Consider the following 15,264-nt stretch of genomic DNA (forward strand, 5'->3'; position numbering starts at 1 on the left):
TGTCTCCTCCTGGGATGGATTGCGCGCTAGGCGCTACGGGTTGCGGGCAGGATCAGCGCGTCCAGTACCGCAACGCCCTGTCCAGCCTCTTTGATCAGCAATGGATTGACTTCGATTTCCGCCACATGCGCGGGCGCGGCAAGCAAGGCATTGCCCACGGCCACGATGCTGCGGCACGCGGCCGCCACGTCGGCCTGGGGCTTGCCGCGATAACCGTCAAGCAGCGCGTAGGCCTTGAGCTCCTGCAGCATTTGCAGCGCAATGTCCTCGTCCACCGGCAGCAGGCGATGGCTGGTGTCCTGGTACAGCTCGGTCAACACGCCGCCCAGCCCCACGGTCAGCACCGGACCGAAGACGGGATCGCGCGTGGCGCCGACGATGATCTCGGCCACGCCGCGCTCCATCTTCTGCACCATCACGCCGTCGATCCGCGCCCCTGGCTGCGCCGCGGCCGCCGCCCGCGTCACCTCGCCGTACGCGCGGCGCACGGCGTCGTCGTCGGCCAGGTTCAGCGCCACGCCACCCGCCTCGGTCTTGTGGGCGATGTCGGCGCTCAGTATCTTCAGGGCAACCGGATATCCGGCCTCCCGCGCCTGCGCGACGGCTTCATCCGCGTTCGCGGCCACCTTGGTCCGCGCTTGCGGCAGGCCGAAAGCAGCCACGTACCCGCGCGCATCCGCTTCATTGCAGGGCACAGCCGGCACCGCTGGCGCGTCCAGTTGCGGCGCCGCCGCGATGCGCTTGGCGCCGCGCGCCTCGCACCACAGCAGGTAAGGCGCCAGGGCCGCGACCGCGAGACCCAAGTCCTCGAACACGGCCACCTCGGCGTCGCGCAAGGCCGCGCGGCTCTGGGCCACGCCGGTATCGATGGCGACGAACAGGCGCTTGTGCCGGCGCGACACGTCCGTCAGCGCGTCGGCCATGCGGTCCAGCATGTAGCCGGGCGCATACACGACGACCGCGTCGATCGCATCGGTGGTGGCCAGCGCTTCCAGCACGGTATGCACAAAGGCGGGATCGTTGACCACGTTGCCGGTCACGTCCACCGGATTGCCGACCATGCCGTAGTCGGGAATCCCGCCGCGCAGTACCGCCTGCAGGTCCGGCGGCAGATCGGGCAACTCCAGTCCTGCGCCGATGAACTTGTCCGCCAGGATGGCGCCCAGCGCGCCCGACATGGTCAGCACCGCGACGCGCTTGCCCGCCGAGCGGTGACGCAGCGTGGCCAGGCTGGCCAGATGCGCCATCTGCGCGAAATCGGTGGCCTCGATCACATTCAATTGGCGGAAGGCCGCCCCGTACACGCGCCGGTCCCCGGCCAGCGCCGAGGTATGCGACTGCACCGCCTGCGCGCCCTTGTCCGTGGTGCCGGCCTTCAGCGCGATCAGCAGCTTGCCCTGGCGCTCCAGTTCGCGGCAGGCGCGCTTGAAGCGCTCGCCATCGCGCAACTGTTCTATGTAGCCCAGGACGATTTCCGTCTGCGGGTCGGCCGCCAGGTACTCCAGGTATTGCGAGAAATCCAGGCAGGCTTCGTTGCCGGTGTTGATGAAATGCGAGAACGGCAGGTCCAGCCGGCGCGCGATCGCGTACACCGCCGCGCACACGTTGCCGCTTTGCGTCAGCAGGCTGACCTTGCCCGGCCCCGTCTGCGCCGGCGCGGTCTTGAAGACCGAGGCGAACGCCGTGTAGGCCTGCGTGTTCAGGTTGGCGAAGCCCATGCAATTCGGGCCCGCCACGGCCATGCCGCTTTCGGCCACAAAGGCCTCCAGCTCGTCCTGCAGGCGCGCGCCCTCGCCGCCCGCTTCGGCGAAGCCCGCGGCGTAGACGATGGCGGCGCGCACGCCCTTTGCGTGGCAGCGGCGCAGCATGGGCGTGACGTCCGCGGCCGCGATGGCCAGCACCGCCAGGTCCACCGCCTCGGGCACGGACTCGATGTCCGGCCAGCAGCGGCGGCCGAAGACTTCCTGGTACTTCGGATTCACGGGATAGATGCCGCCCGCATAGCCGAAGCGCGTCAGCAGATCCAGCGGCATGCCGCCGATGCGCCCTGCGTCGGCGCTGGCGCCGATCATCGCGATGGAGCGCGGGTTGAGCAAGGGGTCCAGAGTCATGCTGCCTCGCCCGTTTTGCCGCCGGGCCGCCCCAAGGCAAAAGGCGCCCCCTCGGGGGGCAGCGCGCTTGCGTCGCGTGGGGGCATTTGCTTGTTGCGCTGGATGGCTTGCGCCAGGCCGCGTGCACGGACGGCCTGGAACTCCTCGCTCAGATGCGACAGCTGGTGCGTATCGAAATGCGCCGACAGAGCGGTGCGGAAACCCTGTGCGTCCGCGGTGCGGTTCAGCGAACGCTTGATGAGGCGCAGGCCGAAAGGCGGCGCCTGCGCGATGCGCTGCGCCAGCGCCAGGGTCGCAGCGTCCAGCTCGGCCTCGGGCACCACGCGGTTCACCATGCCGATGCGCAGCGCTTCCTGCGCGTCCACCTTTTCGCCGGTGTAGAGCATTTCCTTGGCCTTGCGCAGCCCCATGACCCAGGGATGGATCAGCACCTCGGTGGCGGCGGCCGCCAGCGTGTGGCCGACGGGATCCGAAAAATAGGCGGTGTCGGAGCACACCACCAGATCGCACATATTGGCGATCATGAAACCGCCCGCCACGCAGGCGCCCTGCACCTGCGCCACCGTCGGTTTGGGAAAGTCCCAGATGCGCATGCAATAGCCGTAGTAGCGGCGCGACTCGTAATCCCAGCGCTCCTCCACCGTGAAGTCGGCGCGTTTGGCCTGGGCTTCCTTCAGGTCATGGCCCGCGGAAAAGTGCGCGCCGCGCCCGGCCAACACCGCGACCCGCACCGAGTCGTCCTGTTCTGCGCGCGTCAACGCGTCATCCAGTTCGTCCAGCATCTGCTGGCTTTGGGCATTGCGCGCGGATTCGCGCGCGAGGCTGATGCGGCATACCGAGTCGTGCCGCTCGACGGCCAGGGTGGCGTATTCCATGGTCTCCTCGTCCTTGTTCTGCCGCGCCTTGAGAGGCGGCGCGGTCGACTGGATTGAATTAACGCACCTGGAATCCTAAAATACAAAATATTCAATCAATATTTCCCACATTATGAACAACAGTGGATCCACTGGCGGTACCCAGAGCATGCGGCGCGCCCTCGGCCTGCTACGCGTACTGGCGCAGCACCAGGAAGACGGCATAGACCTGCAAGGCGTCATGGCCGAGGCCGGACTGGAACGCTCCACCGCGCACCGGCTGCTCAGTTGCCTGCTGGAAGAGCAATTCGCCGAGCGCGACGCCACAACCCGGCGCTACCGCCTGGGCGTGGATTCCATGCAACTGGGATTCGCGGCGCTGCGGCGCACGCCGCTCCTGGACGCGCTGCGTCCGTTTGCGCAGAAGCTCGCGCGCCTGTCGGGCGACACGGTGTTCCTGGTGATACGCCAGGGCGACTACGCCCTGTGCCTGCTGCGCGAGGCTGGCTCGTTCCCCGTCAAGGTATTCACCATCGACCAGGGGGAGCGGCGTCTTCTGGGCGTGGGCGCGGGCGGCCTGGCGCTGATGGCCACCCTGCCCGACGAGGAAATCGCCGCGCTGTACGCGCGGCACTCCGCCACTTACGCGCAGATCGGCGCATCCAGCGCTGCCCTGATGAAATCGGTCAGGCAGGCGCGCGCAGCGGGCTATTCGGAAATCGTAGACACCATCACGCCCGGCGTGTCGGGCGTGGGCGTGGCGTTCCGGGTGTCGGAACTGACCTGGGTGGCATTCAGCTTCGGCGCGATCAGCAGCCGGCTGGACGCGCCGCGGCGGGCGCAGATGGGCGCGCTGCTGCGCGCCGAGTGCCAGGCGTGGGCCCAGGACTACCTGGAAAAATAAAGCCCCCTCGCGCAGCGAGGGGGCAGTCTTGCGGCCGGGCGCCCAGAGGCGCCCCTAGGCGCTTCAGATCCGCTCGAAGATGGCGGCAATGCCCTGGCCGCCGCCGATGCACATGGTCACCAGCGCGTAGCGCCCGCCCACGCGCTGCAGTTCGTGCAGCGCCTTGACGGTGATGATCGCGCCGGTGGCGCCGATGGGGTGGCCCAGGCCGATGCCGCTGCCGTTGGGGTTCACCTTGGCCGGATCCAGCTTCAGTTCGCGCGACACCGCGCAGGCTTGCGCCGCGAACGCTTCGTTGGCTTCGATCACGTCCAGCTGATCCACCGTCAGGCCGGCGCGCTTGAGCGCGGCCTGCGTGGCCGGCACCGGACCGATGCCCATGATGTTGGGGTCCACGCCCGCGTGGGCATAGGCCACCAGGCGCGCCAGCGGCTTGACGCCGCGCTTGGCCGCGACCGAGGCGTTCATCAGCACCACCGCGCCCGCGCCATCGTTCAGGCCCGAGGCGTTGCCCGCCGTCACCGTGCCGTTTTCCTTCTGGAACACCGGCTTCAGGCCCGCAAGGTTTTCGGCCGTGACGTCGCGGCGCACATGCTCATCGGTGTCGAACACCACTTCGCCCTTGCGCGACTTCATGACCACCGGCACGATCTGGTCGCGGAAGTAGCCCGCGTCGATGGCAGCCGCGGCGCGGCGATGCGATTCCGCGGCCACGGCGTCCTGGTCCTGGCGGCTGATGCCGAACTTGGCCGCCACGTTCTCGGCGGTCACGCCCATGTGCATGCGGCCGAACGGATCCGACAGCGCGCCGGTCATCATGTCCAGCATCACGCTATCGCCCATGCGCGCGCCCCAGCGCTGCGCCGGCGCGATGTACGGCGCGCGGCTCATGCTTTCGGCGCCCGCGCCGATGGCGATTTCGGCATCGCCCAGCATGATGGTCTGCGCAGCCGACACGATGGCCTGCAAGCCCGAACCGCAAAGGCGGTTGACGTTGAAGGCGGGGGTTTCCTTGGCGATGCCGGCGTTCATGGCCGCCACGCGCGACAGGTACATGTCGCGGGGTTCAGTGTTGATGACGTGGCCCACGGCGACGTGCCCGACCTCATCGCCCTTGACGGCGGCGCGTTCCAGCGCGGCCTTGATGACGGTTGCGCCCAGGTCGCACGGCGGCACGTCTTTCAGCGCGCCCCCGAAATCGCCGATGGCGGTGCGGACGGCGGACGCGACGATGACTTCATTCATGGTGTTTCCTCCTTGTAATGCGTTCCATCATACCGCCGCCGTCTTGTGCCCGGGGCTGGCGCGGCGTGAATGCCCGATACCGAAGGGATAGCACCAATACCCCTATCGATACGAACTTCATATCATCCATGCCCAATGCCATCTGGAGCGCCCGCATGGATTTCCGTCATCTGCAGCAGTTCCTGGTCCTGGCCGAAACGCTGAATTTCCACCGCGCTGCCGAAAAACTGCACATGTCGCAGCCGCCCCTGTCCGTCTCGATACGCAAGCTCGAAGAGATGGTGGGAGTGCCGCTGTTCCTGCGCGGACGCCAGGGGGTGAAACTCACCGAAGCCGGCCTGGCCGCGCTGGACGAGGCGCGCCGCGCCCTGTTCCATGCCGAACAGTTCCGGCAGGCGGCGCGCGCCGGCGCCGCGGGCGAAGGCGGCACCGTGCGCATCGGTTTCGTGGGCTCGGCCACGCACGGCGTGCTGCCGCGCATCCTGCCGCAGTTCCGGCAACGCTATCCCGGCGTCACCGTGGTGCTGCGCGAAGCCACCTCCATACGCATCATGCAGGAACTCGAGGAAGACACGCTGGAGATCGGCATCGTGCGCGTGCCGGTGGCGATGGGATCGAACGTGCGGCTCGCGCCGCTGACGACCGAGAACTTCGCGCTGGCCGTGCCCAAGACGCATCCGCTGGCGCGGCGCGGCCGCATCCGCCTGGCGGACCTGGCCGACGAGGCCTTCATCATGTACACCGCCACCGAGGCTGCCGGCCTGCGCATGGCCGCCATCAACGCCTGCCAGCTGCGCGGCTTCACGCCCCGCATCACGCAGGAGGCGGTGCAGGTGCAGACGCTGCTCAGCCTGGTGGAAAGCGGCCTGGGCGTGGCCCTGGTACCGGCCGGCGGCCGGCGCCTGCCCGGCACCAACGTCGTCTACAAGACGCTGGCCGATTTTCCCGCGGATGCAACGATCGGCATTTCGCTGGCATGGAACCCTGCGACCGAACGCAGCGCCACGCGCAACCTGCGCGAAATGGCCAGCCAGGCGTTCCGGGACAAGAACGCGAAATAAGCGCGCCGCTTGCGGCAACACGGCCGCCAGGCTTAGGATGGAGCATGGGTTTTATCCTCACCAGCGATCCGGGAGCGCATCGTGAAGACAGTTGCTGAGATACTCAGGGAAAAAGCCAATCATTCCGTCGTGACGGTTTCACCCGACGCGTCGGTTTTCGAAGCCGTCAGAATCATGGCGGAACGCAGCATCGGCGCCGTGGTGGTGGTCCAGGGCGACGCGGTGCTGGGCATGCTGACCGAGCGCGACTACGCCCGCAAGATCGTGCTGCAGGACCGCTCCTCGCGTACCACGAAGGTGCGCGACATCATGACCGATTCCGTCTACTACGTCAGCCGCGCGGACACGCGCGAACACTGTATGGCGATGATGACGGAACGCCACTTCCGTCATCTGCCTGTCATCGAGGACGGCAAGCTGGTCGGCCTGCTTTCCATCGGCGACCTGGTCAAGGACGTCATGAGCGAACAGAAGTTCATCATCCACGAACTCGAACGCTACATCACCGGCGAACGCGGCTGACGCCGCGCGGTCCATGCGACGGACTCGCGGCTAGCCCGCCGCGAGCGCCTTGAATGCCGGCACGATCAAACCCATGCCGGCCGCCAGCAACAGCACGAACACCATGCGCTTGACGGTCTTCATCGAGCCCGCCGTGCTGTAGCGGCGAGCCACCCAGGTGACGCCGATCACAACCGGCAACGCCAGCAGACTCAACCAGAACGACGAGGCCATGAAGGCCCCCTGCCCGGTCACGAGCGCCAGGCGCACGACCGCGTTAAGCGAAAACAGAATCAGCAGGCTGTTGCGGATGGCGGCCAGCGGCAGGGGCTGGCGGTACAGGTGATAGACCATGGGCGGACCCGCGCTGGAAAACAATCCGCCCAGCACGCCGGAAATCGCGCCGAAGAACACGAACGAACCGCGCGAGGACACATGCGCCAGCGGCTGCGCACGCGCGATCAACAGCACCGCGCAGCCCAGGATGGTGCAGCCCAAAAGCAGTTGCAGCAGCACGCCCATGGAGCCGCTGATCCAGGCCAGCGCCGCCACGCCCGCCCCCACGCCGACCAGGCTGCTGGCCATCGCGGGCCGCATCAACGACCAGTTCACCTGCGGCTTGGCGCGCGCCAGCGTCACGGCCGCGTTCACCAGCGACAGCACGCTGACCACGTTGGCCACTTCGGACACGGAAGCCAGCTGGAACACGCCCGACAGGCCCAACAACACCAGCCCGAAGGCGAAGCCCGTCATGGTCTGCGCATAGGTGGCGAGCGCCACGCAGGCGAGGAACAGCAAATATTGGGAAATGCTCATGCTAATGGGAGAGCCTGACCTGCCTCGGCTCTGCCCGGAGCGGCGCGTTGCGCGGCGCGGGAGCGGATCGACGGGGAACAGCGTTAGGGGTTTGGGATCGGGTTTTTTCCGCCGGCGATCATAGCACCGGGATGCGCCGACTCACACTTTGTCACAACTGGATGCGCTCGTGCACCATGACCGGCGCGCCCTGCCGCTATCCTTGCCGCCCTGTAAATCCCTTGCGCCTTGCTCCCGCCGCGCCATCCGCCGCGCCGTCTGGATACGGCGCGCACGGCTGCGAGAATGACGCCCAAACAGACCACGATCAACACGGTGACGCTGACCTGCTCGACCTGCGGCAGCGCCCAATTCACCAAGCTGGACACCAACGAATACCGCTGCAGCCATTGCCACGCGGTCACGCTGGTCGAAGACAACGTCGCCCAACGGCTGGAGAAGATCCTGCGCGGGATGCAGCAGCCGGCTCCCAAGCCGCAGCTCGGTCCGCGCGCCATCGCGGCGGTGGCAGTCGCCGTCGCCGCCGTAATCGCCGTGCCTTTGGTCGCCTCCATGATCGGGTCCAAACCGACCGTCACGCGGCAGCCGCCTGCGCCGCCTCCCATCGACGCCTCGCTGGTCAAGCTGACGGACGTGCAGGAGATCCGGGTCCGCGACCGCACGCAGCTGGTCATGATCATGCGCAACGAGACGGGCAAGAAGATCGACGTGCCGCGCGTCACGGCTTCGTTCTTCCAGGGCGACCTGTCGCTGCCGTCGAACTCCGGCTCGGCGCCGGCGCGTTCGCTGCAGCCGGGCGAGTACACACCTGTCATCATCTCCACGCCCAGCCAGGCCTACAGCCGCTATACGCTGCAGGTCTCGCAGCCGACGCTGGCGCGGGACAGGAACAACGACGTGGCCGCCAGCAAGGTGCAGCTAGTGCGCAACGACGGCGCCTACCGCCTGGTCGGCCTCTTGAAGAACAACGGCGCCAACGAAGCCAACAGCAGCCAGATCACGGTGATGCTGTACGGCGAGGACGGCAAGCTGATCGGCACCGGCAACGGCTACGGCGCCGCCAGCCCGCTGGCGCCGAACGCGCTGACCTCCTTTGACGTGCGCTGCGAGATGCTGACCGAGGGCCGGGTCGCCACCTACGACTACATGGTGCAAAGCGAGACCCACACCGCAGCGTCTGCCGCGTCCAAGGCGGAAACGCCCGCCAGCCGCATCGTGCGCGTCAGCCCGGCCGACCCGCGAATCATCGAGCACGTGCGCCTGACGACCGCGGAACTGCTGGATCCGGACTTCGCGCTGTTCGACGCCAGCGCGCTCAAGCTGTCCGCGCCGCGCCGCCTGCTCGACGAGATCGAGCGCCCGGTCCTGTACGCCGAACTGGTCAACACCAGCGACCAGTACGTCGTCCTGTCGCCGAAAGCCAACATTACGGTGTTCGACGGTTCCAACCGGCTGGACCTGCGCCAGAGCTGGAGCCTGCCGGCGCGCCTGTACCCCGGCGAGCGGGTGCCGGTGGCGTTGACCGGCCGCGTCGACCGCTATACCGAGGTCAAGACCGACTGGCTGCCCGCCAAGCGCGCCGCCCTGCCCGGCCCGCGCCCCAAGCTGGCGGTCACGGTCGAGAACACCGAGGCCCAGGTCGGCACCGGCACCCTGAACTTCACCCACCGCTTCCGCTACAAGTACGTGACCGTGCACGGCCGCGTGCGCAATGACAGCCAGGCCGAGGTCGAGAACGTCAAGGTCTGGATCAGCCTTTACGACGCCCAGGACAAGCTGACCGGCGCGGTTTTCCAGGAATTGCGGCTGCCCAAGCTCAAGCCGGAGGAAAGCGCGCCGTTCCAGGTCGACGTCAAGCAATACGGCGGCAACTTCGCCCGGGTGGGCGTGGTGTACGACGCCGGACCGCGCTAGGGTGCCGTCCTGCGTCGCCCTTAAGCAACAGCTATGGGCTCAAGTCTTATATAAGATATAAGACATTTGCTTGCGTCCCCCTGTTCCCTCTACAATTCGGCGAACAACCCTTCTTCCAACCCGACTTTGAGCAGGCCTCACATGCTGGATAATTACCGCCAACACGTTGCCGAACGCGCGGCTCTGGGGATCCCCCCGCTGCCCCTTACGGCCAAACAAACCGCTGAACTGATCGAACTGCTCAAGAACCCGCCCGCTGGCGAGGAGCAGAACCTGGTCGACCTGCTGACCCACCGCGTGCCCGCCGGCGTGGACGACGCCGCCAAGGTCAAGGCTTCGTACCTGGCTGCCGTGGCGCTGGGCAAGGAAGCTTGTGCGCTGATCAGCCGCGCCAAGGCGACTGAACTGCTCGGCACCATGCTGGGCGGCTACAACATTGGCCCGCTGGTCGACCTGCTGGACGACGCTGAAATCGGCACCATCGCCGCCGATGCGCTGAAGAAGACCCTGCTGATGTTCGACGCCTTCCACGACGTGAAGGAAAAGGCGGACAAGGGCAACGCCAACGCCAAGTCCGTGATGCAAAGCTGGGCCGACGCCGAATGGTTCACCAGCCGTCCGGAACTGCCGCAGAGCCTGACCATCACCGTCTTCAAGGTGCCTGGCGAAACCAACACCGACGACCTGTCGCCGGCTCCCGACGCCACCACCCGCCCCGACATCCCGATGCACGCCCTGGCGATGCTGAAGAACAAGCGCGACGGCGCCGCGTTCGAACCGGAAGAAGACGGCAAGCGCGGTCCGGTCAAGTTCATCGAATCCCTGAAGGAAAAGGGCCACCTGGTCGCCTACGTCGGCGACGTGGTGGGTACGGGGTCGTCGCGCAAGTCGGCCACCAACTCGGTGCTGTGGTTCACCGGCGAAGACATCCCCTTCGTGCCGAACAAGCGTTTCGGCGGCGTGTGCCTGGGCAACAAGATCGCCCCGATCTTCTACAACACCATGGAAGACGCCGGCGCCCTGCCGATCGAACTCGACGTTTCCAAGATGGAAATGGGCGACGTGGTCGAACTGCGCCCCTATGAAGGCCGCGCCCTGAAGAACGGCGAAGTCATCGCCGAATTCGAAGTGAAGTCCGACGTGCTGTTCGACGAAGTGCGCGCCGGCGGCCGCATTCCGCTGATCATCGGCCGCGGCCTGACCGCCAAGGCGCGCGAAGCGCTGGGCCTGCCGGCCTCGACGCTGTTCCGCCTGCCCAAGGACCCCGCCGACACCGGCCGCGGTTACACGCTGGCCCAGAAGATGGTCGGCCGCGCCTGCGGCCTGGCCGAAGGCAAGGGCATCCGCCCGGGCACCTACTGCGAACCGAAGATGACCTCGGTCGGCAGCCAGGACACCACCGGCCCCATGACCCGCGACGAACTGAAGGATCTGGCCTGCCTGGGCTTCTCGGCCGACCTGGTGATGCAGTCGTTCTGCCACACCGCCGCCTATCCGAAGCCCGTGGACGTCAAGACGCACCACACGCTGCCGGAATTCATCAGCACCCGCGGCGGCGTCTCGCTGCGCCCAGGCGACGGCGTGATCCACTCGTGGCTCAACCGCATGCTGTTGCCCGACACCGTCGGCACCGGCGGCGACTCGCACACCCGCTTCCCCATCGGCATCTCGTTCCCGGCCGGCTCGGGCCTGGTCGCCTTTGCCGCCGCCACCGGCGTGATGCCGCTGGACATGCCGGAATCGGTGCTGGTCCGCTTCAAGGGCAAGCTGCAGCCCGGCGTGACCCTGCGCGACCTGGTCAACGCGATTCCGCTGTACGCCATCAAGCAAGGCCTGCTGACGGTTGCCAAGCAAGGCAAGAAGAACATCTTCTCCGGCCGCATCCTGGAAATCGAAGGCCTGCCCGACCTGAAGGTCGAACAAGCCTTTGAACTGTCGGACGCTTCCGCCGAACGTTCGGCCGCCGGCTGCTCGGTGCGCCTGAACAAGGAACCGATCATCGAGTACATCAACAGCAACATCGTGATGCTGAAGTGGATGATCGCCAACGGTTACGAAGACGAGCGCACGCTGGGCCGCCGCATCAAGGCCATGGAAGCCTGGCTGGCCGACCCCAAGCTGCTGGAGCCGGACGCCGACGCCGAGTACGCCGCCGTGATCGAGATCGACCTGGCCGACGTGCACGAGCCCATCGTGGCCTGCCCGAACGACCCTGACGACGTGAAGACGCTGTCGGAAGTCGCTGGCGCCAAGATCGACGAAGTGTTCATCGGCAGCTGCATGACCAACATCGGCCACTTCCGCGCAGCCTCCAAGCTGCTGGAAGGCAAGCGCGACATCCCGGTCAAGCTGTGGGTCGCCCCCCCGACCAAGATGGACGCCACCCAGCTGACCGAGGAAGGCCACTACGGCGTGTTCGGCACCGCCGGCGCCCGCACGGAAATGCCGGGCTGCTCGCTGTGCATGGGCAACCAGGCACAGGTGCGCGAAGGCGCGACCGTCATGTCGACCAGCACCCGCAACTTCCCGAACCGCCTGGGCAAGAACACCAACGTGTACCTGGGTTCGGCCGAACTGGCCGCCATCTGCTCGAAGCTGGGCCGCATCCCGACCAAGGACGAGTACATGGCCGACATGGGCGTCATCAACAAGAGCGGCGACCAGATCTACCAGTACCTGAACTTCGACAAGATCGCGGACTACAAGGACGTGGCTGACGTCATCGAAGTCTAAGCATCGGGCAGCGCAGCCTGGCTGCATCGCCTGCAGGACGGCCCCGGAGCAATCCGGGGCCGTTTTTCTTTGCCTGGCGCATGCGGCACAGGTCGGAGAATTTCAGGGACGGAACTTTTTCCGCGATACGTTTTCATACAATCGCGGTAACTTGTGACATCCGCCCCCAACCCTGCCCCGATCTCCGGAGGAAGACCGCCAATGACCCGGCTTTTGCTGCCGCCGCTGCTATTGCTGGCGCTTGCCGGCTGCGCCACCGCGCCGCCCTCGAATCCCGAGAACATCTGCGCCATCTTTCGCGAAAAGCCGGACTGGCACGATGCCGCCCTGAAGGTGCAGAAGAAATGGGGTGCGCCCGTGCCGGTGCCCATGGCCATGATGTACCAGGAGTCCTCCTTCAAGCATGACGCCGTGCCGCCGCGCTATTACTTCCTGGGCTTCATCCCCTGGGGACGCGTCAGTTCCGCCTACGGTTACGCCCAGGTCAAGGACGAGACCTGGGACGACTACAAGAAAGATGCCGGCGGCTGGGGCTCCAGCCGCGACGACTTCGCCGACGCGCTGGATTTCATGGGCTGGTACATGAACAAGACCCAGCGCATCAACGGCGTGTCCAAGTCCGACGCCTATGGCCAATACCTGAACTACCACGAAGGCTGGACCGGCTACCGCAACCGCAGCTACGACCGCAAGGCCTGGCTCAAGACCGTGTCGCAGAAAGTGCAGGCACGGGCCCAGAAGTTCGCCGCGCAGTACAAGAGCTGCGAGAGCGACCTCACGCGCGGCGGCTGGTTCTGGTGAACGCCGCCGCCTGAACTCAGAAGTCCATGCTCGCGCTGAGCGAGAAGGTGCGCGGTCCACCCAGCACCAGATAGCCGTTACCCGGATAACCGCCCACCGACGACCAGTAGTTGCGGTTGGCGATGTTGTCCACGCGGGCGCGCAGGGTCACGACGTGGCCGTCCACGTCCATCATGTAGCGCAGGCCCGCATCGAAGCGGGTCCAGCCCGGCACCTTGAGCGTGTTGGCGTCGTCCGCGTAGGACGAACCGGTATAGACCACGCGGCCATCCACCGCCAGGCCCGGCACGCCGGGGATGTCCCATTCCACGCCCATGTTCGCCTGGAAGCGCGGCACGCCGATCACGCGGTTGCCGTCGATGGACGGGTTACCGGTGGAGCGCTGCGTGGCGTCCAGCCAAGTCAGGCCGCCCAACAGGCGCACGCTCTTGACGGGCTCGCCGTACATGGTGAGCTCGACGCCCTGATGGCGGTCCTTGCCGGACGTGGTCAGTTCGTTGCTGGCGTTGTACATGGCGCGCGGCTTGTCGGTCGAGAACAGCGCGAGTCCCGCGCCCAGTCCGTCGCCTTCATACTTCGCGCCGATTTCCTTCTGCTTGGAGACGAAGGGCGGCAGGCTCTGGCCGGCGTTGGGCACCGGCTTGCCGCCGGCATTGGCCGGGGCGGTCGGTCCCGCGACCAGCGCCTCGATGTAGTTCGCGTACAGCGAAACGCTGGGCGCGACCTTGACGACCAGACCCGCGGCGGGCGAATTATGGCTGGCGTCGTAGGCGCCGTTTTCCTTGCCGGTGTTGTACGCGTAGTCGCGTTGCGACAAGCGCTGATGGCGGATGCCCGCCGTGAGCAGCACCTTGTCGTCCAGGAACGACAGCGTGTCGCCGATGGCGTAGCTGCTCAGGCGGGTGCGGCCTTGCAGCGCCGGATCGTCCAGGTCGTTGCCACGCAGCGCGGTGGCGCTGAATGGCGGCTTGTCATAGGAAATCGGGTTGTAGATATTGGTGGGATACGTGTTCTGCCAGTCCATCACATAGGCATTTTTCTTCTTCAGGTCGAAGAAGGATGCCGACACGACGAACTCGTGGCCTACCGGCCCCGTGCGCAGTTTGCCGCGCAGGCCCAGTTCGCCCGTGTTCACGCTGTCTTCGCGGGTATTGTCGAAGCGGTAGAAGGTGCCCGCCCCCGTGCTGCCGTTGGTCAGCGTGACGTTGCCCAGCGAATTCGCTTCATCGCTGCGGCGCATGCCAAAGGCCACGTAGGCGGTCAGCTTGTCGCTGAAATCATGTTCGCCGCGCACGGTGCCGAAGACGTCCCGCTCGTTCGAATACGACCAGGGCTGCGCATAGTTGGAGCTGGCGTCGGGCGCGTCGGGCACCTTGGTGACGCCGGCGCCCAGCGTCACGTTGGGACGCGCGCGCTTGAGCTTGTTCTCCTGCCAGCCGATGTCGGCAGACAAACGGGTGTCGGCCGAACGCCAATCCAGGCCCAGCGATACCAGGCTGGTACGGGAATGTTCATCGTCGATACCTGTATCGCCGCTGCGCTGTGCGGCGTTGAGCCGGATGCCGGTGCTGTCGCCCGGGCCAAAGCGGCGAGCAATGTCGGTGGACAACTGGAACTGCCCGCCGCTGGACACGCCGGTGGTAACACGGGTCAGAGGTTCGTTCGGCGCGCGCTTGGGCACCAGGTTGATCACCCCGCCGATGCCGCCGCCGCCGGGCGCTGCGCCCGTCAGGAAGGTGGACGCGCCGCGCAGGACCTCCACGCGTTCGAACAATTCGGTGGCGATGTATTGGCGCGGCAGCAGGCTGTAGAGGCCGTTGTAGGCCACGTCGTCCGAACCCAGGATGAAGCCGCGGATGAAGTACGACTCCTGGAAGTTGCCGAAGCCGCGCGCCACGCGCACGCCCGGGTCGTTCTGCAGCACGTCGCCCACGCTGCGGGCCTGCCGGTCCTGGATCAGTTCATTGGTGTAGCTGGTGATGCTGAATGGCGTGTCCATCAGGTCCTGCGTACCCAGCAAACCGACGCGGCCGCCCCGGGCGACCTGCCCGCCGGCAAAGGGTTCGGCCAGGCCGCCGGCCGAGGCATCGGCGCTGGCTTCGACCTTGATGGCGTCCATGGAAACGACGGAGCCGGCCTGATCGGACGCGGATTGGGCGTGGACAACGGGGAGATAGCACGGCAGCGCGGCGGCCATGCAGGCAAGAGTTCGGATTTTCATGTCGGGAAGTTCGCAGGCAGAGATCAAAATCCCGATGGGGTCACGCGCGCACTAAGAATTACGGATGCGTCTGGAATGTGCCGGAAGGCCAGGGCCTTGCCGG

The 15,264-nt window shown here is 66.6% G+C and carries 11 protein-coding genes; 6 read left to right on the forward strand and 5 right to left on the reverse strand.

Features of this window, described 5'->3' with window-relative positions; all coding sequences use genetic code 11:
* Positions 1-26: 26 nt before the first annotated feature.
* Positions 27-2,111, reverse strand: a complete 2,085-nt coding sequence (locus AC1RHV_RS08910; RefSeq protein ID WP_492300480.1) for an acetate--CoA ligase family protein — start codon at positions 2,109-2,111, stop codon at positions 27-29.
* Positions 2,108-2,986 carry an enoyl-CoA hydratase gene (locus AC1RHV_RS08915; protein WP_492300482.1) on the reverse strand — a complete coding sequence of 293 codons (879 nt, stop codon included), beginning with the start codon at positions 2,984-2,986 and terminating at the stop codon, positions 2,108-2,110. The genes AC1RHV_RS08910 and AC1RHV_RS08915 overlap by 4 nt, the downstream gene beginning before the upstream one ends.
* A 112-nt stretch (positions 2,987-3,098) precedes the next feature.
* On the opposite strand from AC1RHV_RS08915, the gene AC1RHV_RS08920 reads away from it, so the two are divergent.
* On the forward strand, positions 3,099-3,869 hold the full coding sequence (locus AC1RHV_RS08920; protein WP_119450004.1) for an IclR family transcriptional regulator: 771 nt from the start codon (positions 3,099-3,101) through the stop codon (positions 3,867-3,869).
* A gap of 63 nt (positions 3,870-3,932) precedes the next feature.
* Here AC1RHV_RS08920 and bktB read toward each other — a convergent pair whose 3' ends face one another.
* Positions 3,933-5,114: a beta-ketothiolase BktB gene (gene bktB, locus AC1RHV_RS08925; protein WP_054452951.1), complete on the reverse strand. Its 1,182-nt coding sequence runs from the start codon at positions 5,112-5,114 to the stop codon at positions 3,933-3,935.
* 155 nt (positions 5,115-5,269) lie between these two features.
* Here bktB and AC1RHV_RS08930 point away from each other — a divergent pair, with 155 nt between their 5' ends.
* Positions 5,270-6,175 carry a LysR family transcriptional regulator gene (locus AC1RHV_RS08930; RefSeq protein WP_054452953.1) on the forward strand — a complete coding sequence of 302 codons (906 nt, stop codon included), beginning with the start codon at positions 5,270-5,272 and terminating at the stop codon, positions 6,173-6,175.
* Positions 6,176-6,256: 81 nt separating this feature from the next.
* A complete protein-coding gene (locus AC1RHV_RS08935) occupies positions 6,257-6,697 on the forward strand; it encodes a CBS domain-containing protein (protein WP_054452955.1) in 441 nt (146 codons plus the stop codon).
* A 30-nt stretch (positions 6,698-6,727) separates the two neighbouring features.
* On the opposite strand, the gene AC1RHV_RS08940 is transcribed toward AC1RHV_RS08935, so the two are convergent.
* Positions 6,728-7,492: a sulfite exporter TauE/SafE family protein gene (locus tag AC1RHV_RS08940; protein ID WP_054452957.1), complete on the reverse strand. Its 765-nt coding sequence runs from the start codon at positions 7,490-7,492 to the stop codon at positions 6,728-6,730.
* Positions 7,493-7,777: 285 nt separating this feature from the next.
* Here AC1RHV_RS08940 and AC1RHV_RS08945 point away from each other — a divergent pair, with 285 nt between their 5' ends.
* From AC1RHV_RS08945 to AC1RHV_RS08955, 3 genes are all read left to right on the forward strand, one after another.
* A complete protein-coding gene (locus AC1RHV_RS08945) occupies positions 7,778-9,406 on the forward strand; it encodes an FxLYD domain-containing protein (RefSeq protein ID WP_225596793.1) in 1,629 nt (542 codons plus the stop codon).
* Positions 9,407-9,547: 141 nt separating this feature from the next.
* Complete coding sequence (gene acnB, locus AC1RHV_RS08950) at positions 9,548-12,139, forward strand: bifunctional aconitate hydratase 2/2-methylisocitrate dehydratase (protein ID WP_054452959.1); 2,592 nt, start codon at positions 9,548-9,550, stop codon at positions 12,137-12,139.
* A 201-nt stretch (positions 12,140-12,340) separates the two neighbouring features.
* On the forward strand, positions 12,341-12,940 hold the full coding sequence (locus tag AC1RHV_RS08955; protein ID WP_054452962.1) for a transglycosylase SLT domain-containing protein: 600 nt from the start codon (positions 12,341-12,343) through the stop codon (positions 12,938-12,940).
* Positions 12,941-12,956: 16 nt separating this feature from the next.
* Here AC1RHV_RS08955 and AC1RHV_RS08960 read toward each other — a convergent pair whose 3' ends face one another.
* Positions 12,957-15,161, reverse strand: coding sequence for a TonB-dependent receptor (locus AC1RHV_RS08960; RefSeq protein WP_492300487.1), 2,205 nt, complete (start codon positions 15,159-15,161; stop codon positions 12,957-12,959).
* Positions 15,162-15,264 lie beyond the last annotated feature (103 nt).

The organism is Achromobacter sp. GW823-FHT04E03 (assembly GCF_058796095.1).